Source organism: Methanoregula sp. (assembly GCA_026625165.1).
Classification (GTDB): domain Archaea; phylum Halobacteriota; class Methanomicrobia; order Methanomicrobiales; family Methanospirillaceae; genus MVRE01.
Genome location: CP112999.1, coordinates 1923395 through 1944437 on the forward strand (window position 1 = coordinate 1923395; position 21043 = coordinate 1944437).

23 protein-coding genes are annotated in these 21043 nt (G+C 53.8%); 8 read left to right on the top strand and 15 right to left on the bottom strand.

Features of this window, described 5'->3' with window-relative positions; genetic code table 11:
* Window positions 1-206: 206 nt before the first annotated feature.
* From OS112_10125 to OS112_10135, 3 genes are read right to left on the bottom strand one after another with little or no spacing between them, the layout of a single operon-like run.
* A complete protein-coding gene (locus OS112_10125; protein WAC04795.1) occupies window positions 207-2333 on the bottom strand; it encodes a DEAD/DEAH box helicase in 2127 nt (708 codons plus the stop codon).
* Complete coding sequence (locus OS112_10130) at window positions 2330-3139, bottom strand: winged helix-turn-helix transcriptional regulator (protein WAC04796.1); 810 nt, start codon at window positions 3137-3139, stop codon at window positions 2330-2332. The genes OS112_10125 and OS112_10130 overlap by 4 nt, the downstream gene beginning before the upstream one ends.
* The gene (locus tag OS112_10135; protein ID WAC04797.1) at window positions 3123-3635 is read right to left on the bottom strand and encodes an ArsR family transcriptional regulator; all 513 of its coding nucleotides are present in this window, start codon (window positions 3633-3635) and stop codon (window positions 3123-3125) included. The genes OS112_10130 and OS112_10135 overlap by 17 nt, the downstream gene beginning before the upstream one ends.
* Before the next feature lie 57 nt (window positions 3636-3692).
* On the opposite strand from OS112_10135, the gene hypF reads away from it, so the two are divergent.
* From hypF to OS112_10155, 4 genes are all read left to right on the top strand, one after another.
* Window positions 3693-5927, top strand: coding sequence for a carbamoyltransferase HypF (gene hypF, locus OS112_10140; GenBank protein WAC04798.1), 2235 nt, complete (start codon window positions 3693-3695; stop codon window positions 5925-5927).
* Between the two features lie 61 nt (window positions 5928-5988).
* Entirely contained in the window at window positions 5989-6408 is a 420-nt protein-coding gene (locus OS112_10145; GenBank protein WAC04799.1) for a hypothetical protein, read from the top strand.
* A gap of 7 nt (window positions 6409-6415) precedes the next feature.
* Window positions 6416-7474, top strand: a complete 1059-nt coding sequence (locus OS112_10150; protein ID WAC04800.1) for a radical SAM protein — start codon at window positions 6416-6418, stop codon at window positions 7472-7474.
* Window positions 7475-7575: 101 nt separating this feature from the next.
* Complete coding sequence (locus OS112_10155; GenBank protein WAC04801.1) at window positions 7576-7986, top strand: hypothetical protein; 411 nt, start codon at window positions 7576-7578, stop codon at window positions 7984-7986.
* 373 nt (window positions 7987-8359) lie between these two features.
* On the opposite strand, the gene rpl12p is transcribed toward OS112_10155, so the two are convergent.
* Genes rpl12p through OS112_10175 form a run of 4 tightly spaced genes read right to left on the bottom strand, consistent with a single transcriptional unit; the run spans window position 8360 to window position 10728 of the window.
* The gene (gene rpl12p, locus OS112_10160; protein ID WAC04802.1) at window positions 8360-8674 is read right to left on the bottom strand and encodes a 50S ribosomal protein P1; all 315 of its coding nucleotides are present in this window, start codon (window positions 8672-8674) and stop codon (window positions 8360-8362) included.
* 29 nt (window positions 8675-8703) lie between these two features.
* Complete coding sequence (locus tag OS112_10165; GenBank protein ID WAC04803.1) at window positions 8704-9552, bottom strand: 50S ribosomal protein L10; 849 nt, start codon at window positions 9550-9552, stop codon at window positions 8704-8706.
* Entirely contained in the window at window positions 9553-10197 is a 645-nt protein-coding gene (locus OS112_10170; GenBank protein ID WAC04804.1) for a 50S ribosomal protein L1, read from the bottom strand. It lies immediately after the preceding gene.
* A 54-nt stretch (window positions 10198-10251) separates the two neighbouring features.
* Window positions 10252-10728 carry a 50S ribosomal protein L11 gene (locus OS112_10175; GenBank protein WAC04805.1) on the bottom strand — a complete coding sequence of 159 codons (477 nt, stop codon included), beginning with the start codon at window positions 10726-10728 and terminating at the stop codon, window positions 10252-10254.
* A gap of 498 nt (window positions 10729-11226) precedes the next feature.
* Here OS112_10175 and OS112_10180 point away from each other — a divergent pair, with 498 nt between their 5' ends.
* Window positions 11227-11457, top strand: a complete 231-nt coding sequence (locus OS112_10180; GenBank protein WAC04806.1) for a hypothetical protein — start codon at window positions 11227-11229, stop codon at window positions 11455-11457.
* A gap of 39 nt (window positions 11458-11496) precedes the next feature.
* Here the strand turns inward: OS112_10180 and OS112_10185 are convergent, their stop codons facing one another.
* Both OS112_10185 and OS112_10190 read right to left on the bottom strand, forming a co-directional pair.
* Complete coding sequence (locus tag OS112_10185; GenBank protein ID WAC04807.1) at window positions 11497-11973, bottom strand: ankyrin repeat domain-containing protein; 477 nt, start codon at window positions 11971-11973, stop codon at window positions 11497-11499.
* A gap of 24 nt (window positions 11974-11997) precedes the next feature.
* Window positions 11998-12798 carry an ankyrin repeat domain-containing protein gene (locus tag OS112_10190; GenBank protein ID WAC04808.1) on the bottom strand — a complete coding sequence of 267 codons (801 nt, stop codon included), beginning with the start codon at window positions 12796-12798 and terminating at the stop codon, window positions 11998-12000.
* A 691-nt stretch (window positions 12799-13489) separates the two neighbouring features.
* Here OS112_10190 and rsgA point away from each other — a divergent pair.
* Entirely contained in the window at window positions 13490-14587 is a 1098-nt protein-coding gene (rsgA, locus tag OS112_10195) for a ribosome small subunit-dependent GTPase A (protein WAC04809.1), read from the top strand.
* 82 nt (window positions 14588-14669) lie between these two features.
* Here rsgA and OS112_10200 read toward each other — a convergent pair whose 3' ends face one another.
* A complete protein-coding gene (locus tag OS112_10200) occupies window positions 14670-15038 on the bottom strand; it encodes a VOC family protein (protein WAC04810.1) in 369 nt (122 codons plus the stop codon).
* A 131-nt stretch (window positions 15039-15169) separates the two neighbouring features.
* Between OS112_10200 and OS112_10205 the strand changes: the two genes are divergently transcribed.
* Entirely contained in the window at window positions 15170-15673 is a 504-nt protein-coding gene (locus OS112_10205) for an ROK family protein (GenBank protein ID WAC04811.1), read from the top strand.
* A gap of 167 nt (window positions 15674-15840) precedes the next feature.
* Window positions 15841-16800: a hypothetical protein gene (locus OS112_10210; GenBank protein ID WAC04812.1), complete on the top strand. Its 960-nt coding sequence runs from the start codon at window positions 15841-15843 to the stop codon at window positions 16798-16800.
* Window positions 16801-17030: 230 nt separating this feature from the next.
* Here OS112_10210 and OS112_10215 read toward each other — a convergent pair whose 3' ends face one another.
* From OS112_10215 to OS112_10235, 5 genes are all read right to left on the bottom strand, one after another.
* A complete protein-coding gene (locus OS112_10215) occupies window positions 17031-17585 on the bottom strand; it encodes a transcription elongation factor Spt5 (GenBank protein ID WAC04813.1) in 555 nt (184 codons plus the stop codon).
* 13 nt (window positions 17586-17598) lie between these two features.
* Window positions 17599-17805, bottom strand: coding sequence for a protein translocase SEC61 complex subunit gamma (locus OS112_10220; protein ID WAC04814.1), 207 nt, complete (start codon window positions 17803-17805; stop codon window positions 17599-17601).
* 6 nt (window positions 17806-17811) lie between these two features.
* Window positions 17812-18903 (bottom strand): cell division protein FtsZ, encoded by a 1092-nt coding sequence (gene ftsZ, locus OS112_10225; protein WAC04815.1) that lies wholly within the window; start codon window positions 18901-18903, stop codon window positions 17812-17814.
* Entirely contained in the window at window positions 18900-20216 is a 1317-nt protein-coding gene (locus OS112_10230) for a D-tyrosyl-tRNA(Tyr) deacylase (GenBank protein ID WAC06175.1), read from the bottom strand. The genes ftsZ and OS112_10230 overlap by 4 nt, the downstream gene beginning before the upstream one ends.
* 221 nt (window positions 20217-20437) lie before the next feature.
* Window positions 20438-21004 carry a hypothetical protein gene (locus OS112_10235; GenBank protein ID WAC04816.1) on the bottom strand — a complete coding sequence of 189 codons (567 nt, stop codon included), beginning with the start codon at window positions 21002-21004 and terminating at the stop codon, window positions 20438-20440.
* Window positions 21005-21043: the final 39 nt, after the last annotated feature.

Consider the following 21043-nt stretch of genomic DNA (forward strand, 5'->3'; position numbering starts at 1 on the left):
ATTAATTTTCCATCACTCATTATTCAACCTAAACCCCGCCCCTGTAAACGTCATCGGGATTGTCTGGATATACTGACAGTATTGGTCCGGAAAGACTTCTTTAAAACAGAAGATACAAGGATTTTCAAGGGGGGGGAATTATCAAAAATACACTTCCTTTGATCTGATTGGATCCCCCCGGTTCGATTCCCACAACGATTCAATTATTAATGCCGCCCTTTTTTACTCCTTCCCCGGTGAACGGCCGGGTTATGGCGGGGGGGTTGCGCAGGTCTCCTGTCCCGGTTCCGTTTGTCCTGCTGTTCCGGTTTCTGTCCGGCGTCCTCCGCCTCGACACAGTTGAGTTCCGCAATGATCTCCAGCGGGTCGTCCATCTTCTCTGAAAGTTTCACCACCCGCAGCAGCCGGTTAATCCCGATGAAATGCTCCGCCATGACGCGGGCGAGCGGCATGAGTTCGATCGTCCCTTTCTCCGTCCGTTTCACTAACCGGTGGGAGACGAGCTCGGGCAGCACCGGTTCCATCGTCCCGACCATCATCGTGTTGATGCGCTCAAGTTCCGCCTCGTTCCCGTTGCAGACCACGGCATTTGCGACATACTCTTCCGAGCTGCCTTCCTCGTCATGCTCGGGTGCGACCTCTTCCATTACGCCTTTTAAGAGCCGCATCGCTATCTCTTCTTCGGTGAAATTGCTCTCCCGCGAGTAACTGCCCCCGGGCTCGGCAAGGATCACGACCCTGCCCAGATCGTGGAAATCGGGCCGCCCTGCCCGGCCCCCCATCTGGTTGAACTCCTGCACCGAGAGCCATTCCCTCCCCATTGCAAGGGAGTCAAAGATCACCTGTGAAGCGGGGAAATCGACACCTGCACCGAGTGCCGCTGTTGTCACAACTGCCATCAGCTTACCCTGCGCGAATTTTGTTTCCACGTCCCGGCGCTCCTGAGACGTGAGCCCGGCATGGTACGCCGCAGCCCGCATCCCTAGCGCCTCGGCAATCGTGTGGCAGCGTGCCCGTGCATTGGTGAAGATGATGCTCTGCCCACGGTAACCCTTGGACGAGGTTCGCTTGTACTCGTCGGTCGTCAGGTGCTTGATCGTCGGGATCTTCTGCTTCCGCTCCACAAAGAGAAGGTACCGCTCCAGCCCGACCGGACGGGCATCATACCGGACCAGCGTGCAGTTGAGCTTTTTCGCAAGGAGGTTCGGGAGCCCGATTGTTGCAGAGAGATAAAGGAACTGTGCCTGCGGGCAAAGGTACTTGAGCCGGGCGATCATCCCATCGAGCCGGTGTCCCCGTTCCGGGTCCTCGAGCATCTGGACCTCATCAATTACAACCGTCCCGATGTTCTTCATTTTCTGCCCGCACCGTATCATGTGGTCGACACCTTCGTAAGTCCCGACAACGATCGGGGATTCAGGGTTCCGGTCACCGACTTTGCGGGTCTCGGGAAGGTTGAGCCGGCTCACGCCCGTGAGAAGACCGCACCGTGCAAATGCACTGTACCGTTCAAAAAAGCGCTCGTATTTCTGGTTGGCAAGCGCGACGAGCGGCACAAGGAACAGCATCCTCCCCCTCCCTTCAAGGTAATTTTTCACTCCGGCCATCTCGCCGATGAACGTCTTGCCGCTTGCAGTTGCGGCCACGACCAGCAGGTCCTTTCCATACAAAAGCCCCGCTTCAACGGCAAGCTGCTGGGCCGGCATAAGCGCCCCGACACCGGATGCCTGCACGAATTGGCCGGGTAGGGGGAGCTCGGTGATGCCCTGTGTCGCGAGCGCCGGATGGGGTTCGAGCCGGTCAAAGAGCGTCTGCGCAAACGAAAGCGTATCCGGTTGCAGCGTGGCGAGCACCCGGTCCAGGTTCCGGAACTCATCGAGCAGCACTTCGAGGTGGGCGATCGCATCCCTGCCCAGCCGTCCGACCTGCGTCGCTTCCCTGCGCAGTTCCCGCCGTGCGCAGTCCATGCAGATCCGCTCCCCCTTCCCGAAAATCACCGACGTCTGGTCATCGAGCAGGGTGAACCGCTCATCCATGAGGCACATCCGGCAGGCATACGCCCTTCCCGCAACTATCTGGAAGCCGGAGAGAAACGCTTCGAACGGGGGATCGGGCTTTGTCAGCTGCACCTCGCCCTGCCGGAGCTGGGCGATCAGGTCTTTTGAAGGGGTATGCTTGAACTCTTTTTTCCCGCCCCAGCGGAGCCGGTACCGGGTCGGCCGGGGTCCTTTTGGCGTTTCGGAAAGTTCGCAGATGCCGGCTCCGCAGACGTGCTTCCCGTCATAAAAAAGGATACGGTAACTGCCCTTGGCGGGCTGGACGATGATCTTCATGGAGCGATCAGGTCATGGATCGTGTAGCCGAGCTCCACGCTCTCCAGCCGTTTTAAAAAGTCGGTAAACTCTTCATCGACGATCACGATCACGCACTCGAGCCCATGAAACGCTGCCTCGATCACACCCTCCCGTGCACCAAAGAACATGTCCGGTTTCTGCCCTGCTGCCCGTAGCGCAATGTACGCTTCGACGCCGACAGCGGCAACCACATCTGCCCCCTTGAGGACTTCTGAGAGACGCTTCCGGTTCACCTTGCGCGAACCCCCGTGCTGGATCCGTGGCACCTTGCAGACCCGTATGCTGCCCTCCCGGTGCTCGATGATACCATTGAGACGGGCGACACCCACGTCCGAGTCCTTCTTTGCATCCATTACCACGGTGCCTGTCGCGGCGTGTTTTTTCTTGCCGGCATAGAGCCACCCGCCCTTCATGTAAACTCCAACCTCATCGCCTTCAGAAAGGTCTTCGGCAGCGATCGCCGCCCAGACCGCGACCTGCTGGATGATATCGCGCCGGATATGGCGGGCATATGCTTCAAGGGACTCAGCATTGGCAAGGATCCATTCCACCCCGGATTTTGTCACCTCGTAATTGCCCCTGCCGCTTGCTGCGACCATTCCTTCCTCGACGAGTTCGCGGATGTACTCCGAGATCGCCTGCGGCGTGACGCCGAGTTTTCCTGCGATCTCCTGCTGCCTGACCGCCGGCTGGTGTTCGGCAATCTCGACTAAAATCTGGAGGCGGGTGACCTCCCGTTTGCTGCGCAGAATCGTATAAAGGGGGTCTTTAGCGCCCGGAATCAAGCCGCACCAGTCCCTGCCCCTTCACATCGAGATGGGGGATACGTTTTGCGAGCCCTTTGATAAATACCGGGCTGACTGCGAATTTGCGGGAAAGGTCGTTGATGGATGTCAGCCCTCCGCCCATCTGGTCTTCGATCTGCTCGACCACGGCGCGGAGGTTTTCGTCATTGGAAAGGGAGATGTAAAGGATATCAGAGAGGTCCTGCAGGTTGCACTGGAAGTTCGCCCTGAACTTGTTATAGGTCGCCCGGTACTCCTTGATCGGTTTCTCGCCCCGCTTTGGCATGCGCCACTGTTCCTCGACAAGGTTTCCTTTTTTGAGGATCTGGAGGCAGACCGGAATGGAGTCAGAGTCGATCTGGGAGGTGAGTTCTTCTTCGGTCATCCATGATTTGCTCAGGAGTTCGTAGACCTTTTTAAACGAGGGGTCATTGAACGTCATGAGGAGCGGAACAAGTTCCACGGGATCGTTTACTATCCTGATATGGCCCGGCACTGATAAAACCCTACACATATATCGCCGCTTAAAATCAATAAGGTTTTGTGGCACACGATGCGTAAAAAGGGCAGGGTCTTGGTCAGGGGGATCGTGCAGGGCGTCGGTTTCCGCCCGTTTGTCTATGCAAAAGCACATGAGATGAAAATTTCCGGTACGGTAAAAAATCTCGGGAGCGAAGTGGAGATCCTTGCTGCCGGCGACCGGTTTGAGGATTTTGTCTCTGCAATTACGCAGGGCCCGCCGCTTGCACGGATCGATTCGGTGCAGGTATTTGATTTCCAGGAGCCGATCGGGAAGGGGTTTGGGATCCTCCCGAGCGCCAGCGGGGCGATGACTGGCATGATCCCGCCGGACGTCGCGATCTGTGACGCCTGCATCACTGATATCTTCCGGAAAGGAAGCAGGTACGAAAATTACTGGGCAACCTCGTGCGTGAACTGCGGTCCGCGGTACAGCATCATCGAACAGCTCCCGTATGACCGCGAGCGCACGTCCATGTCAGCCTTTCAGGTATGTCCCGCATGTGCGGCAGAATACAACGACCCGCAGTGCCGGCGCCACCATGCGCAGACCATCGCCTGCAATGAATGCGGGCCTCACATCACCCTGTTCGATGCGCAGGGCAGGCGCATGGACTGCTGCGACCCGGTCACGGAAACGGCTGCACTGCTCGATGCCGGGAGGATCGTGGGTGTGCGGGGGATGGGGGGGTTCCACATTGCCTGCATTGAGGAGTCCGCCGATGAGCTGAAGCGCAGGCTGGGGAGGATCGAGCAGCCATTTGCCATAATGGTCCGCCCGGATGCCATCGACAGGATCGCGCATGTGTCGGCAGACGAACGGGCGCTCCTGTACAGCCCGGTGCACCCCATCGTGGTGCTCACCAAAAACGACCCGCTCGCACACGCCTCGATCAGCAACCTCCATACCATCGGCTGCATGCTCCCGTATACCGGGCTCCACCACCTGCTGTTCGCAAAGATTACCCATCCCCTCCTGATCATGACGAGCGCGAACATGCCCGGCTACCCGATGATCACCTCTATTGACCATGCGATGGGCCGGCTCTCCCGCGATGTTGACTTCTTCCTCTCGCACAACCGAACGATTGTGAACCGGTGCGACGACTCGGTAATGCGGGACGGTTACATCATCCGGCTCTCCCGGGGGATTGCCCCGAAGCGTACGGCGATCGACCTCGGCAAACGCTGCATCCTCGGAGTCGGTCCGGAACTGAACGCGAATGCAACCGTATACCGTGACGGGTTTGCCGTCACCTCGCCCCACGTGGGCAATGTCCGCAATCCCTCCACCCTCGATTACCTGAAAGAGACCGTTGGACGCCTCCGCCGGCTGCTGGGTGCGGACTTTGAGGTCGTCGCCCATGACCTTCACCCCCAGTTCCTCTCAACGCGCTTTGCACAGGATCTTGCAGATGAGGTGAAGGTGGAGCGGGTCCCGGTACAGCACCACCGTGCCCATATTGCTGCAACGACTACAAAACCCTGTATCGGGATTGCAATCGACGGTGTTGGGTACGGCGATGACGGTACGGTGTGGGGCGGAGAGGTCTTCTGCGGGCAGGTGCCCGATTTCAGGCGCGTAGCGCACCTCGCACCGGTGGGGATGCCTGGCGGCGACCTCGCGACCCGGTTTCCCGAACGGATGTTGTATGGCATCCTCCCCGAAGAAGAAGTCCTTGGCCTGCTCGCGTCCCGCGGCTGGTCCGGAATTGAACTCGGGGTGCTTAAAAAACAGGTCGCATCGGGTTTCAACATGGCAACAACGAGCAGCACCGGGAGGGTGCTTGACGCGGCATCGGCACTGCTGGGCATCTGCCGTGAGAGGACCTATGACGGGGAACCTGCAATGAAACTTGAGTCTGCCGCAGCGGGCGGGCGGCCGGAAGCATGGGACCTTGTGTTTTCAGATGCCGGGGGTGTTGAGATGCTGTCGACGCGTGCGCTGATGGAGTCTGCCTTTGCGCGGCTGCAGGACGCCCGCGCAGGCGACCGGCGTGCGGTTTTCAACATCGCCGCTTCGTTCCAGTATAACCTCTCCCGCGGCATCGCCGTCCTCGCGATCAATGCAGCGCAGAAAGCCGGCATAAAAACGGTTGCTCTCAGCGGCGGTGTTGCGTATAACCACATGATCCGCGAGACGATCAGAAAGGAGATTGCCGGCAGTTCTCTTGAATGCCTCTTAAACCCCGATTACCCTCTTGGCGACGGGTGCGTCTCGTTTGGCCAGTGCGTCTATGCCGGTGCAGTCCAGCGCCAGCGGGCATAGCCACGCAGCACACCTGAACCGGGAAGTTTATCTTTTTATAAGACACAAGGAGGGAACAAGGATGGCGCCTGCAGAGAAAGAGAAGGATAAAAAAGTAAAGATCTCAACCCTTGAGAAGGAACTCGCTGACCTCCGGCAGGGGCTCTGTGTCGTGCAGGACTATTACCATGACCTCGAAAAAGTGGGAGACAAGCAGGACGCGGAGGAAACCGTCGAAGTATCGATGCTAAAACCGCTCATGCGGGAGGATGAGGAGTTTGAGGGGATCTGGAAGTTCCATGACGAGATCCTCGTCCCGGATGCCCGCTCACAGGTGCCATGCATGCAGATGTACGAGGCATTTGTCACCTATTGTACCCACAAAGGCAGGGAGCCTGCAGGGCGCCCCGCGTTCGAGTTCGTGCTCCTGAAGATGGGGGCACAGCACCTCCATGAACGCAGCGTGTGGCAGGGATTCCGGATCCGTACGGACAGAACCTGAATATTTTATGCCCGTCCACCGGCTGACCCGGGGATCGGAACGTCCCGTAAAGGAATTACCGCCTCCTGCGATGGCCCACATCAGGATCACCCGGAACTCCGCCATCCCGCTGCTGGGCTCCCTCTATTTCGGTGTCATTGACCGGGGGACGAGCCTGCTGCAGGTCCGCCCCGGCTGCAAATGCAACCTGAACTGCCCGTTCTGCTCGGTCGATGCCGGGCCGGAATCCACAACGCGGACAGCAAGCTACGAGGTCGAACGGGGGTACCTTGTCGATTACGTGCAGGAAATTGCCCGGTTTAAAGGCAGCGGTGTCGAGTGCCATATCGATTCGCCCGGCGAGCCGATGCTATATAAGGAAATTTCCGGGCTGGTCACGGACCTCCGAACGATTCCTGAAGTACAGTTCATCTCCATGCAGACCAATGGCACGCTGCTCAATGACCGTACCATCGCCGCGCTTGAATCTGCCGGGCTCGACCGGATCAACCTCTCGCTCCATGCCATTGACCCTGCAATGGCGCAGGACCTTGCCGGCATCCCGGGGTTTGATATCGAAAAGGTCATGGATGCAGCACGGGCTGTGGCGGCAGGCAACATCGACCTGCTCATCGCACCGGTCTACCTGCCCGGAATAAACGATGCCGAGATCCCAAAACTGATCCGGTTTGCGCAGGAGATCGGTGCCGGCAAACGATTCCCGCCGCTTGGCATCCAGAAGTTCGAGCGGTACAAATATGGCAGGAGCCCCAAAGGCGTGAAGGTGCAGAGCTGGTGGCAGTTCTATAACCGGAGCATAAAACCATGGGAGAAGGAGTTTGGGTGCAGGCTCGTCATCACCCCGCAGGACTTCGGCACGGAACGACGGCCGATGCTCCCGAAAGTCTTTGATAAGGGTGAGAAGGCAACCGTTGAGATCCGGGCTCCCGGCTGGATCAGAAACGAACAGCTGGGTGTCGCCCGCGATCGTGTCGTTTCAGTGATGGGGTGCCTGAAGACTTCGGGTAACCTGAGGATAAAGATCGTATCCGTAAAACACGGCATTTATGTTGCAGTGCCGGTCTGATGAACACGAAAAAAACCGCAATATCTCAATTTGCTGACATTAAACAAACAATAAATATATATCTGCCCTTTCAAGACATTTAAAAAACGGGATGGTGTCGGATGGGATTTGTAATTTCTTCTATCATATGGATGCTGACGTTTCTGCGAGTGGTCTTTGCAATCCTCCTTGCTTCTTTTGGCATCTCGACCCTCCTTGCATCGTTTTCCCGACTCCTATTTGAACCAGCATCCTCAGACCTGATGGCCGTTGCCTCCTGGTTCGCAAGACCCCTCATTATCGGCATTATCATGATCATTGTCGCGTACTGGATTTCAAAAACACTTACACGAGTCCAAAAAATGGTTATCACCTTCTTTGTGTTCATTCTAAGCATTATTTTGTTTTTCCTGCTTGTGAGCGGGATGGGCTGGTTTACAGGTTCCGTCGCTAATGATATCTCGGTTTTCGCTGCACCTGTCAATACTTTGAATGATATCAACAACATGTCGCGGGTGCTGACCGGGGTATGATGTCCCGATACCCGCCATTCGGACTAAAGATGATACTTTAAAACAGGATTGCGATTCACAAGTCGAAGAATTCTGACGAATTCTTCTCCACCTCAAAATCCTGATGGACCTTTCGGAAATTCGAAGATTTACTGCGTAAATCTTCTCCTCCTCAAGGTTCTGATGAACCTTTCGGATTCTGATGAACCTTTCGGAAATTCGAAGATTTACTGCGTAAATCTTCTCCTCCTCTGATGAACCTTTCGGATTCTGATGAACCTTTCGGAAATTCGAAGATTTACTGCGTAAATCTTCTCCTCCTCAAGGTTCTGATGAACCTTTCGGATAAAACAGAAACTGCAATGTGCTTACACGAGAAAGGAATGAAAAAAATTCAGCCGAACAGGGCGCCGAGCCCTGCCATGCCGCTCTCTTCATCTTCCTTCTTGTGCTCTTCCTTCTTCTCTTCCTTTGCCGGTGCGGCTGCAGCTGCATGTGCTGCTGCGGGCGCGGCTGCGGCTGCCACCGGTGCGATGGCCGCCTTGCTGATTGCTTCCTCGATGTTAACGCCATCGAGTGCTGCAACGAGCGCCTTTACACGGGATTCATCAACTGCGATACCTGCGGCGGTAAGGACTGCCTTCACGCCGTTCTCATCGACCTTCTTGCCTGCCTTGTGCAGGAGAAGTGCTGCATAGATATATTCCATCTTTTTCACCTCGGTTTTTTTATAAAATTTTACTTGACAATGCTTTTCAACGCAATGCTTTCTCGCTGGGCTTTACCGATAATCGCATCAACCACGTCTTTCTCGTAGATGCATGCCTCGACAGCAAGGCTCCGCGCCTCCCTGACAGCTTTTGTCAGGATCGGTGCGATGGTCTCCTTTGTCGGGATCGCTGCATTGACCGAGAGGTTGAACGCCTGCTGTCCTGCAAGCTGGATCTGTGCAATGATTGCGGTCTCGTCGATTGCGAGCACGGACGGCTCGAACACGTCGCCCTCGTAGAACGCTGCCTGCAGTGCAAGCCCGACGTCCATGGGTTTGATGTCCAGCTTGATCATCACGTCTGCAACTTTTGCAGTGATGACCGCACCTTTCTTCACGATCGTCTTGGTCTCGCGGATCTTGACCTTGCCGCCCTCGATTGCTGCAGGAATGCCCGCCTGCTGGAGCTCGCCCACGATCGGGCCCGGCTTGAAGCTCGTCGGACCTTTTTCGACCACGATGTCTTCCGGCGCGGTTTCTCCGGCCTTTGCCGCCATCTTGGTCTTGGTCTTCTGGAGCTGCTTAAAGAGCCTGAACGGGTTGTCGTTGGTGAAGATCATCGCGGAGTGGCCGGAGACGTATTTGGAAAGCCCCGCCACTTTGCCGCCCATCTCGGCAAGCGCGTGCTCAATTAACGTGTTTCTTGTCACCCTGATGACCGCTTTGCCCCGCAGGTTGCGCCGGATCTGCTGGACCTGTGCGGCGGGGATGCCGTACATGTCGACAAGCCCGACAAGCGTATACTTCCCGGCGTTCTTCTTGATCTCCTCGACCTCGTCCTTTTTCCATGCCGGCAGGTGCCGCGTGTAGAGTGCCATTTACACCAGCCTCACTGCGGGACCCATCGTGGTCTTGACATAGATCGAGCGGACGTTCAACGGGCCCTGCTCGAGCACCGATTCAATCCTCTTTACGATCGTCTCGATATTGTCTGCGACCTGTTCCGGCTTCATTGCCGTTGACCCGACCTTGGTAGAGAACACGGTCTTGTCCTTGGTGCGGATCTTTACGGAATTGCGGAGACGCTCCACGATCGGGCGGATATCCATACCGCCCGTGATCGGCATCGGCATCCTGCCCCGCGGACCGAGCCGTGGACCAAGGAACCTGCCGACCTGCGGCATGACTGCTGTCTCTGCAAGGAAATACCGGTAACTCGCGGCGACCTTGCGTGCCTCACGCGGTGCGCCTCCCAGTCGCTCTATCTCTTCGGGGCCTAAAATCAGATCAACTTTGGCATCCTTTGCCTGCGTGACGATATCCCCTTTCCCGAGCACACAGATCCCGATGTTCTCACCGGTCCCGTGGGGGAGCATGATCGTCTCGTCGATACGGTTTTTCGGCTGCGCCATGTCGATATTCTTGAGATTGATGGTGATATCTATACTCTCAGAGAATTTGCGTTTAGGCGCTTTTTCAAGAGCCGTTTTCACGGCTTCCAGTATTCTGGCCTTTTCAACCATCAGCTACCTCCATAGTTATGCGACCTTTCGATCTTCTATGGTTCATATCACAAATCAGTTTGCGAGCGCGCTGTCGTACTTGCCCTCGTTGATTGCGGCAATGACCTCGTTTGGCTTTTTGCCGTCAACGGTGACGCCCATGCTCCTGCAGGTGCCGACGACCTCTTTGACTGCGGTCTTCAGCTCGTAGGATAGCATGCCGTCGAGTTTCATTTTGGCAATCCTGACAGCGGCATCAAAGGGTAAGTTCCCTGCAACAATGGCGTTGGGCTCTTTGGATCCCTTCTCGATATTTGCCTCTTTTTTTATGAGCGCCGTGGTGGGCGGGACGCCTACCGTGACGGTGAACTGCTTCTTGTCATCGACTTCGATCTTGACCGGGACCTGCATTCCGTTGAATGAGGCGGTCTTCTTGTTGATCTCATCGACAACTGCCTTCACGTTGATACCGAGTGGTCCGAGCGATGGTCCCAGTGGGGGACCAGCGGTTGCCTTTCCGCCGGGTACTAAAACCTCGACCACTTCTGCCATAATATGTCCACCATGCCGTCCCGTGTAACGGGCATCTGGCGTGGGTCTTAAAATATTGGCGTAAGGGGACTTAAAGGTAGTGTGAGATTAAGAAGGTTGTAACCGTAAAAGTTTTTCGATATTATTATCGTTCAGGAGGCATCATTTACGTTCAATGAAATGGTGGCAGAAAACTAAACAACCAAATAACTTTTCACATGGATTGAACAAGTATTTTGTCTATCTCATTATCCTGATCGTAGCTATCCCGGTTTCCGTGTTTTTTATTTATTTAACACTCTCTATGATGGCTTTTGGCCCCAATACTCCAACATATGTCAGTATCATTTCCCCAGAATTATTTCTCGTTATGAGGTATGGACTCGTATTCATTGCGTTCTTGATATTCTTCATAATAATCCCATTAGCAATTTACAGAGTGTTCAAATCACGGCGATTGATATAATTTATCATTACGAGTCAAAACAATTTTTAATTGGTAATTCACTTATTTTGAATATGGCTCCAGATAATGAATTGAATAAGAAAGAGAAAAAAGCTCTTCTAATCGGTGTTACAATGGGAATTGTTGGAGGAATGGTCGCAAATTTGTGGGCAAATTTTTATTTTAAATTTATAGAAATGTCAACAAATTCTAATTATTGGATTGTAACAGGAGGGCTCGTAATAGGAACGATGGTTTTAGCGATAATTATCGGTGTACTAATTCAGGATATTAAGAAAACGTAGGCATCTTAATTTTATTCTGTTTTTTGATTTCTTCAGAGATTATCTTGCACCAGCATTATGCAGAATATTGAAGATTTCCCCATATCGAGTATCCCTTTCATTTTTGAATTTATAAGCCGCCCAAGCGAGCGCTTTCTCCCCATCTTTATTATACGGAGTAATTTTTTTTGCATTGATATTTGCTCCCTTCAAAACAAGAAGTTTCACAATGTCAACTTGCCCGAACCATACAGCTGTCATTAGAGCTGTTTCACCATCATTAAGTGGAGACTCAATATCTGCGCCGTTTTGAAGAAGAACTTTAATTACATCAATATTTCCTATTTGAGCTGCGATAAAAAGTGCAGACATATCGCTATCATATCTGTCATTCACGTCCACTCCAGATTTTATTAAAAGATCAACAATTTTTGCATTTCCTCCTCCTGAAGCTGCAATTATTGGGGATGCCCTTACACTATTTTTAGCTTTAATATTTGCTCCATTTTTAATGAAATAATCTGCAACTTTTAGCATTTCTGAATTGAAATTTTCGATCTGTTAGTTTTGGGGTTTATTTTTTAAATTATTGAGCAAAGCGCCTTTGATTCTAAAACGTATTTCACTCTTTTCGTCTCCGAAACCTCCCACATCCCATATTCTATCGAGTAAAGTGATTATAGATTCGCGATATTTATCAAATTTATAACCGCATACTTTTATCAGAGGGGTATCTCCGAAATCATTTGTGTCTTCAATATTTGCACCATTATCTAAAAGGCATTTAATCACTTCAGTATTGCATGAAAGAATTGCTTCATCTAACGGGGATTTATTAAACTTATTTTTGTGCTTGACATCAGATCCAGACTTTATTAGTGAACGTACAATCTCCTTAGGGTTATTTTTGATATGATACAATTTTTGAGTGTCAAGAAGTTGAAATACCTCTAACCCCATTTTATTATTTTGAAAAAAGATGCTTTTCAAAGAGATATTTCCAGATGCGAGTATTAACGGGGTCCATCCATTTTTTGATATTTGATTTACATCAGATTTGTTTTTTAAAAGCAATTCAACAAGCTCTTTATCATTTCGAACACATGCCACCATTAATGAATTATATCCATTTCTTGTTGTTGCATTTACATTAGCACCGTTATTAATTAGTAGTTTTACAATTTCCATATCCCCCATTATTCTTGAGGCTAAATGCAAAGGTGTGATCTCATTTTTATAGACACAATTTACATCTGCTCCTTGAGAAACAAGTGATTTAACTTCAGAATAATGGTTACTTTCAATAGCCTCGTATAATTTTTCTTCAAGAGATTTTCCAAATATTTTTGTTATCAAATCCATTACTCGATAATTGTTTGAGACCATCTTAAAAGTATCAGAATCTATACCCTATTGCGATGAGTGCCGCCGGTCCTGACGGAACGCCCCTACGGCGACTCAATGATCGGATTTATTGACAGAAACTTCAATTGTTTATTTTCACATTTAACTCCCTAGCCCAGCGAGACCCAATGAGGCGGCCGGGCGACCCCGTTGGGGGTGAGCGAAATCGTCAGGCAAATCCGGCCCCGATTTAAGCCCGGATTCCCCTCTCGGAACATCCGACCGACACGGTTTTTCCAAAAAGCGACACAGTTATTTTACGAAATCCCCTATTTGACTCCCTTTTGGCCAGAATAGGCATAAACCATGCCCGGAACATAACACTATTTAGCCGCGTTCCAGCAGAGGATAATCCGGAAAACAGCCAAACATACCATGCCAATAAACCCCGGAAAATCACGCTGCAAAAACTGCCCCGTATTCGCGTTTGGAAGGCCGATCTCATGAGGGTCTGGGTGCTGGAAGGTTGCCGGAAACCGGCGGGGGGTTCCGGGATCCCCGGTTCTCCGTCGGTGGATGCCGCCATTACCCCGTGTCTGACGGGGGTCGGCTGGAAATCTCCGTCAGAGATGGGGTTCAGGACCCTGCACAATTTCAACCACAATGATATTGGATCACTAAGAAAATACATATCCATTCAGCGAATACCATGAAACCCCCTGGATTTTTTTGCGGGCTGAGTGATACTTATTCTCTTGAAGCCCTTGGCTGGAACGCGGAGCTTGCTTCTGCATTTGAAAAATATTCCGGCCGCTACATTCCCGGAAGGATAGCCTGCCGGCAGCGAACCCACTTTGAAGTTTTCATCGAGGGCGGATCGCTCAATGCGGGGATCTCCGGGGCCCTGCGCCGGACCGGCCGCATGCCGGCCGTGGGCGATTTTGTTGCCCTGCTCCACCAGCCTGAGGCAGGGGCAGAAACGATCGTGGATATCCTGCCGAGGAGGACGACGTTCACACGCGGAGTTCCCGGTAAAGACGGTTTGGATCAGGTGATCGCGGCAAATATCGACACGGTTTTCATCGTGACAGCAGCCGGTCCGGACCTGAATGCCCGGCGCCTCGAACGGTACCTTGCGCTCGTCCATGCATCGGGGGCACGACCGGTGATCATCATCAATAAAGCCGATCTGGCAGGTACACCTGAAGCGCTCGCCGAAGGGATTTCAAAGGCGACGGCGGGGGTTCCGGTCATCACGCTCAGTGCCCTGACACACGCCGGCCTTTCCCTGCTTGATCCTTACCTGGTCTCAGGAACGACCGTTGCCCTCATCGGGTCTTCCGGTGTGGGAAAGTCTACGCTCATCAACGCATTGCTGGAACAAGCTGTTCAGGATACCAAGGCGGTCCGGGAATATGACGGGAAAGGACGCCATAAGACAACGGTACGGCAGCTGTTTGTCCTGCCCGGTGGTGCTCTTGTCATTGATAATCCCGGCCTGCGGGAGGTTGGCATTGGTACTGCCGGATCAGGGATCCGGGAAACATTCCCGGACATACAGGAACTGGCATCAGGGTGCCGTTTCTCCGATTGCCGGCATGAGCGGGAGCCGGGCTGTGCGGTGCGTCAAGCGGTAGGTAAGGGAATTCTCCTGCAGGAGCGTCTCGACAACTTTATCCGGCTCACAAAAGAGCTCGCGTTCGAACAGGAAAAATCGGAGATCGGGCTCGTACGGTCTGAGCGGAAACGGTGGAAAGCGATAAAGATTCAGGCCCGGGAAATGAAAAACCTGAAAGGACGAGGATGATTCTCGCGACATCACCAAGTGCCATTGTCTTCACCATCAAAAAGGTGAGATGTTATGCACCGAGGGAGGGATTCAGGCGCTCTCACTTAGCTTCGGCATTCTCTTCCCAGAGCCCGAAGGCGTTCCCCTCTGTGTCTATGCAGTTAACGAGGTAGCCCATCCCGGGCACCGCCATCTTCCCCGTCTCCAGCTTTCCCCCGAGGCTTTTTACCTTCTTCATCGCGGAGTCAATCGACTTGACCCCGAAGTAGTTCCGGATCCTCTGCGAGGGCTCCATCCGCTTCCCGAGCCCGCCGCCGACGCCGGGAGTCCCGTCGAGGTTCGTTGTCGTTATGAGGTTGTACTGCATTTCGGGGAACGATTCGAACTTCCAGTCAAGGAGCGAGGCGTAGAACTTCATCGCCCGTTCGGGATCGTCTGCCGGAACGTCAAAGTGTACGATTGCTGCCATCAGGGTGTCACCAACTCCTGATGGGGTGATGAAACTTATAATAACATATGTTCCGGCATCAGGCAACAGGCAGGCGGGCTTCCCGGCCGGTCTCTTTATACTTTTATGCGCAAGTACTCACCGTGAGGGTTATGGCAAAAGAAAAACCCAAGCTCGTGACAACAGTCTCCATTCTCACGCGAAGGCTGAAGGAAGGCAAGACCTACGATGATTTCCGCAGGGCCTGGTTCCATACCACCGGCTTCGGTGTCGAGGGAAAGGAAGTGGAAGGGAGCAGCAACCGGATGTTCTCCACGATCAACGTGTTCGATCCCCGCGAGATCATCGTGCTCGGTTTTGCAACAACCACGCTTGAACAGCTGCAGGATGCGCTGGACATCGACGTGAAAGTGCGGGGGGAGAACCCGCTCGATGATGTCATCGAACCGGAGATCGGCAGGAAGTTCTGTGCGCTCATCTCGGAAGACGACTTCTCCGCGGCCGGGGCCATCCCCTACAAACCCGCTGCCATCGGCGGGAAAGAGACCGACATGGCAGAGTTTTCACAGACACTGCAGGCCCTGCAGGGGCTCTTTGCCGCTGCGGGAAAGAAACGGGATGCGGTGAATGCGGCACGAAAGAAAAAGAAGAGATGAACCGGTATACTATCATCTCTCTCTTTTTAATTACGATCACAAAAGTCCAGAGATGCTGGTCATCTGTACGGAATTAATATACCGGAGCAATCCCAGTCTTTTTACCGGAGTGCGATACCATCTCTCCTGCCATACAACCTGATCATCCGTACGGCCACGAGGCCGGCGTGAACCGGAGAATACCGTATAGCGGTGCAGGCCGGATCCTCATCCTCCTCATCCTCGCGGCAGCCTGTGCCGCGGTGCCGGCAGCTGCCGCAACCGGCATGAACGGGTCCGCAGGGAACCAGTCGTCCGGCCCGGCCATCGTGTATATAGGCAACTATGTCGTGGATTTTTCCAAATATAACGCCGAAGAGGGGACGTTTGAAGCGAATTTTTACGTATCCCTCAGATCCAACTCATCTGTTAACCTCACAGATCTCGAGATGATAAACGGGCATGCAACCGCCATCGGTACGCTCATCGATACCCCTGAAAAAAAGTATTACCGGGTCTTTGCGACAATGAGTGCCGACCCTGACTTCCGCCGTTACCCGTTCGACCGTCACACCCTCCCGATCATTGTGGAGCCCAAAACCCACAGCGAACGCGAAATAGTCCTTGTCATTGACGGGAATGAAACCGGCCTCGATCATGACGCAGCCCTCCCCGGCTGGGAACTTGGCGACATTACCGCATATACCATGAGCCATTCATACGGTTCGGACGAGTTGCCCTATTCCCGGGCTGTCTTTTCATATGATGTCTCCAGAGACTCCGTCTCCACCTTCCTGAAATTTTTCCTGCCGGTCATGCTGATCATCATCGTGTCCCTCAGCTCGCTCCTGATGAAAGTCACATCGCGCCTCGGGCTGAACGCGTCGATGTTCCTTGCCGCGGTGCTCATCCACTGGCGCGTCGCGGACGCGATCCCGCTTGTTGCATATGCCACATTCCTTGACTATTTCATGATCCTGACATATGCAACGCTTGTGATGGTGCTGGTATCCGGTATCCTCATCATCTTTTTCTCTGAGGCAAAAGACACAAAAAGGGTCGATCTGGTAAACCGATGGTCAATCCGGATCATCCCGGCGCTTTCGGTTTCATTATACGCCCTGCTCTTCCTCACGCTCGTGGCCTGATACGGGGCATGTTTCTACAGCTCCCGGTAGTAGGTGTATGGGAAAATGGTCCTCTATGCTCGCAGGAATGCCAGGAGTAAACCCGCATATCCGGCTGAATACATCCGGGACATGTTAACTCCGGCAAGGTGCCTTAACAATCCCCGGCTGTGCCGGTTACAGTTTCACCACAAAAAAGGAGACCGGGCCGGCCCCAGTTCAGGTTTCCGGCAGAATATCTGTAAAAAAGGCTATTTCTGGTCGGAGAATTTCTCGACCACCCGGACATTGTCGCCGCGGACGGTGATCGGGATGGGCACGACACTCTCGTAGAGCTCGACCGTGATCTCTTCCTTTGCCGCGTCAACGCGCTTGACAACTGCTTTCTCGCCCTTGAACGGCCCGGCAATGAGCTCGACGATCGTACCTTCCTCGATACCGCTCACCACCGGTTTGGGAATGAGGAAATGTGCAACCTCGGAAAGCATCATCGAGCTCTTCTCGCCCTCGTCTTTCCCCTTGCGGACGACGGCGCGCGCATGGGGGATCTTCTCGACGAGCTGCTCGATGCGGTTCAGCTTCTCGGGGGTCTCGATGAGCACGTAGCCCTGCAGCTCGTTTGGCACAATCACGGCAGTTACGTTGATATCGGTCGCCTTGGTCGCGATTGCTTTTAAGATACTGTCGGCGACGGTGCGCTCCTGCTTGGAGGTCGTCTTGATCGCAAAGATCCGGTTATCGGACACTGCCGCATCTGGGGCAGGAGCCGGTGCCGGCGATGGAGTGCCGGAAGTCTGTTCGGTCATGGCAATCAGTATTTTAAAACCCGAGCAACGTCTGGTGCTCAAACATGACATAGAGGATGAACCCGATAAGGCCGATCAGGAGGACCCCTGCTGCAGCGACGATTGCGATCTTGGTAAACTCTTCGCGGCTGGGAGTGCGCGCAAGTTTCAGGACCCGCAGGTATTTCCTGAAAAACTCTTCCTGAACGTTAACTTTGAAATCCGGCTTCGATATTTCCATATTTACTCACTTGAGAAAATCAATCTCAAACTGTTTCTGGACTTTTGGGGTAAGTTTCTCGTTCCTACCATATATCTGTGGCGACCGTACGCCCGTGACCACAAGCAGCGTGCGCATCTTGTTCTGCATCGCGGGGTCGATCTGCGCACCCCAGATGATCCGGGCGTTCGGGTCGACCCGGTTATAGACTTCCTGCACGACACCCTCTGCCTCCTCCATTGTCATGTCAGGGCCGCCGACAACGTTGACGAGTGCTGCCGTGGCGCCGGATATGTCCACGTCGAGCAACGGCGAACGGATGGCTTTCTTGACCGAATCTGCCGCCTTGTCCTCTGAGTCGCTCTCCCCCATCCCGATCATGGCGACGCCGCCCCGCTCCATGACGGTGCGCACATCGGCAAAGTCGAGGTTCACAAGCCCGTTCATCGTGATCAGCTCGGTGATCCCTTTTACCGCACGCATGAGGACTTCGTCTGCCACCTTGAACGCGGCATAGAGCGGCAGCTTCGGTACGACCTCGAGCAGCCGGTCATTGGGCACAACAATGACCGTGTCTGCCACATCCCGCAACCGTTCGAGACCGGCTTCTGCGTTCTCCATGCGGATGGCACCTTCCGCGGCGAACGGCAGGGTAACGATCGCGATGGTGAGCGCCCCCTCTTCACGGGCTGCCTTTGCGATGACCGGCGCACAGCCGGTACCGGTGCCGCCGCCGAGGCCGACAGTGATGAAGACCATGTCGCAGCCGGATACTGCACCGCGGATCTCCTGCTCGTTTTCGAGAGCCGCTTCTTCCCCGATCTGGGGGATGGACCCGGCGCCGAGGCCGCGGGTGCGCTGCCTGCCGATCAGGATGCGCTGGTCGGCGTGGGTGCGGATGAGGTGCTGGGCATCGGTGTTGACGGCGATCATGCGGGCGCCGTGGATACCCTCCTCCATCATGCGGGTGATCGTGTTCGAACCGCTGCCCCCGCAGCCGATCACCGTGATCTCGGTCTTGAGCTCGGCCAGAATCTGGTCAAGGTCTTCGTTATTCTGCGCGACGGACGTCGTGTCGGTCTGCGCCTTGTTTAGTGCCTCTTCAACAATTGACCTCATGCAATGTTCTCCAAACCCGGGATGTGGATTCTTGTCTCGCTGCACAAAGACACCATTTCCGGTGTTATCACCCTGCCGCTGACCTCGACTGACCGGCCTGCTGCAAGTGCCTTATACAGTGGTCCTGCCGGCACCCCCAGCATACGCGCCTTGTCGGGGTCAAACCGGACTTTCTGTATGATCAGGTGATCGCCGTCCCGTGCAGTGATCTCTTTTATACGTATGATTTTTACGCACAATGTATTTAAATCGTTTATTATTCGGGACGTATACTTTTCAGAAGTGATAAAAACGGGAAACAGCCGATTTTCCGGCCCGGACAGGTGAATGACGGGCAATCCTTCGAGGCCTGCCAGAAATTCGCGTTCATCTGCCTTCAGGGTTTCGGATAAAAGGACCGGATCGATCCGTACCGGTACCGGTTCTTCCTGCTCTTCCCATGCGTGCACATGGCAGCGGGCTCCCTTTACGATTGTACCTGCCAGTGCCTTTGCTGCACAGTACGTCTCCCACGACAGAGTACCCATATCGGACAGTTCGGTCTCGCCAAGCTGTGTGATACCCAGTGCGTCCAGCTGGCCGGTGAGCCGGCGCAGCTCGTCTTTCATCAGCGCTTTTCTGTCGATATATGCAGCCACGGCCCCGGACCGCTCCTGCATCGTGAGGATCATCGGGTCGTCCAGCGAACTCACCTCCCGGGAATGGGCGATGTACCCGAATGCCCCCCGCGATGTGAGCGCGATCTCTGTCTGGCGTGCCGCGTAATGGTTGCCTCCAAACCCGATTAGCGGAATTGAATCGATCGGGTTCGCGGCAAGCACGCTCTTTGCCACCGCCTCTCCAGCCACCCCGTCTGCCCATTCCTTCTCCGTGCTCCCGATCTCGACAAAGAATGACGGGTGCAAAAGATCCGTCGGCCCGTGATGGGTGACCTCGTACGAGACCCGGTACCCCGTCGGGCAGTGCCGGGCAAGCTCCCGCAGAACCGCCTGCATCATCCCGGGCGCTGCAGGAGGGAGCGTGCGGGGGCTGCCGCCCAGCTCTGCGTCCCGCATATTGCCGGTCACGTGCACCGTCAGTACGGGGATGGGGTTGACGCTCGCGTGCCGGGAGAGGAAGATAAGAAGGTCGGCATCGATCGCCCGGTCAACCCCGTCCGCGTGGATGAGCCTCCCCTGGGTTTCATGGAACTCATACGTCCGCCCAGCTGTTCCGGGGAGAACGTCCGATGGGCTGTCGAGCAACGCCTCGATGTGCCGCCGGATGTTGATGCCGGCCGGGTCAAGAGCGGAGTTAACGAGGGCGATCTTCATCATACCGTATTTGGCGCTGATGAGAATAAGCGTGCCGGATGAGGATGTACCCGGCTCTGCACAACAATGCACCGGCCTGACCGGGGGTATGATGAGGACAAAAGCATTCGGAGAAATCCGACGTGGAAAACAAAAGAATGAAATACTGTGGAGCAAGAAATTGAAAAAAATATGAAAATTAATTATATGGATAGTGGGTATGAAAGTGATACCCGATTATTTCAATCTATTTTTGCCTGATCGATTGTTATACCATTGATAATAATTGCCGGTGGGTAAACCTTTGTTTTCCATTCCTTATCGTTATATGACGGCTGATATGTTACCTCTATAACGGTAGGCGCGGACATCGGGCGGCTAGTAGATGACATTTTTATTAAATAATGGTTATTATCAAGATGTTCCCAAGTCCCCGTCCATTGGGTTGAAACCATAAACATCATAATATCAGTGTTTGGCGTGGTCTCATTAAGACGGACAGTCCCGGATTTATAAACGATTGTTCCTTCGGGATAGAATTTGTATTCCTCTCCGGGGGCGGTTTTATCGTAGTTTCCATCAGGTCGGTACATTTTGATAAATCGGTGAAGGATAGGATCGGTATCTGCCGGTGCCGGGGTCAGTACAGTTGTGATTGGTGCGGGTGTTGCCGGTACAGTAACGGTCACATAAATGATCTGTGGGGTTGGTTGTGGGGTGGCTGCCCCAGAAGATGATCCCACACACCCACTCATTATCACTAGTGCGATGCATACCAATACCAATCCCATTAACCCCTTGTATTGCATGAGTGAACCTTATGTAATATTTTAGATATTATATTTTTC

What these genes read in the sequence shown, in the direction of transcription:
- OS112_10200 (WAC04810.1), bottom strand. Translation starts at nt 15,038, where the DNA reads ATGGCAGCAATCGTACACTTTGACGTTCCGGCAGACGATCCCGAACGG.
- hypF (WAC04798.1), top strand. Translation starts at nt 3,693, where the DNA reads ATGCGTAAAAAGGGCAGGGTCTTGGTCAGGGGGATCGTGCAGGGCGTC.
- OS112_10125 (WAC04795.1), bottom strand. Translation starts at nt 2,333, where the DNA reads ATGAAGATCATCGTCCAGCCCGCCAAGGGCAGTTACCGTATCCTTTTT.
- OS112_10175 (WAC04805.1), bottom strand. Translation starts at nt 10,728, where the DNA reads ATGGCAGAAGTGGTCGAGGTTTTAGTACCCGGCGGAAAGGCAACCGCT.
- OS112_10185 (WAC04807.1), bottom strand. Translation starts at nt 11,973, where the DNA reads ATGCTAAAAGTTGCAGATTATTTCATTAAAAATGGAGCAAATATTAAA.
- OS112_10180 (WAC04806.1), top strand. Translation starts at nt 11,227, where the DNA reads ATGGCTCCAGATAATGAATTGAATAAGAAAGAGAAAAAAGCTCTTCTA.
- rsgA (WAC04809.1), top strand. Translation starts at nt 13,490, where the DNA reads ATGAAACCCCCTGGATTTTTTTGCGGGCTGAGTGATACTTATTCTCTT.
- OS112_10150 (WAC04800.1), top strand. Translation starts at nt 6,416, where the DNA reads ATGCCCGTCCACCGGCTGACCCGGGGATCGGAACGTCCCGTAAAGGAA.
- rpl12p (WAC04802.1), bottom strand. Translation starts at nt 8,674, where the DNA reads ATGGAATATATCTATGCAGCACTTCTCCTGCACAAGGCAGGCAAGAAG.
- OS112_10215 (WAC04813.1), bottom strand. Translation starts at nt 17,585, where the DNA reads ATGACCGAACAGACTTCCGGCACTCCATCGCCGGCACCGGCTCCTGCC.
- OS112_10205 (WAC04811.1), top strand. Translation starts at nt 15,170, where the DNA reads ATGGCAAAAGAAAAACCCAAGCTCGTGACAACAGTCTCCATTCTCACG.
- OS112_10230 (WAC06175.1), bottom strand. Translation starts at nt 20,216, where the DNA reads ATGAAGATCGCCCTCGTTAACTCCGCTCTTGACCCGGCCGGCATCAAC.
- OS112_10155 (WAC04801.1), top strand. Translation starts at nt 7,576, where the DNA reads ATGGGATTTGTAATTTCTTCTATCATATGGATGCTGACGTTTCTGCGA.
- OS112_10170 (WAC04804.1), bottom strand. Translation starts at nt 10,197, where the DNA reads ATGGTTGAAAAGGCCAGAATACTGGAAGCCGTGAAAACGGCTCTTGAA.
- OS112_10235 (WAC04816.1), bottom strand. Translation starts at nt 21,004, where the DNA reads ATGCAATACAAGGGGTTAATGGGATTGGTATTGGTATGCATCGCACTA.
- OS112_10220 (WAC04814.1), bottom strand. Translation starts at nt 17,805, where the DNA reads ATGGAAATATCGAAGCCGGATTTCAAAGTTAACGTTCAGGAAGAGTTT.
- OS112_10165 (WAC04803.1), bottom strand. Translation starts at nt 9,552, where the DNA reads ATGGCACTCTACACGCGGCACCTGCCGGCATGGAAAAAGGACGAGGTC.
- OS112_10145 (WAC04799.1), top strand. Translation starts at nt 5,989, where the DNA reads ATGGCGCCTGCAGAGAAAGAGAAGGATAAAAAAGTAAAGATCTCAACC.
- OS112_10190 (WAC04808.1), bottom strand. Translation starts at nt 12,798, where the DNA reads ATGGATTTGATAACAAAAATATTTGGAAAATCTCTTGAAGAAAAATTA.
- ftsZ (WAC04815.1), bottom strand. Translation starts at nt 18,903, where the DNA reads ATGAGGTCAATTGTTGAAGAGGCACTAAACAAGGCGCAGACCGACACG.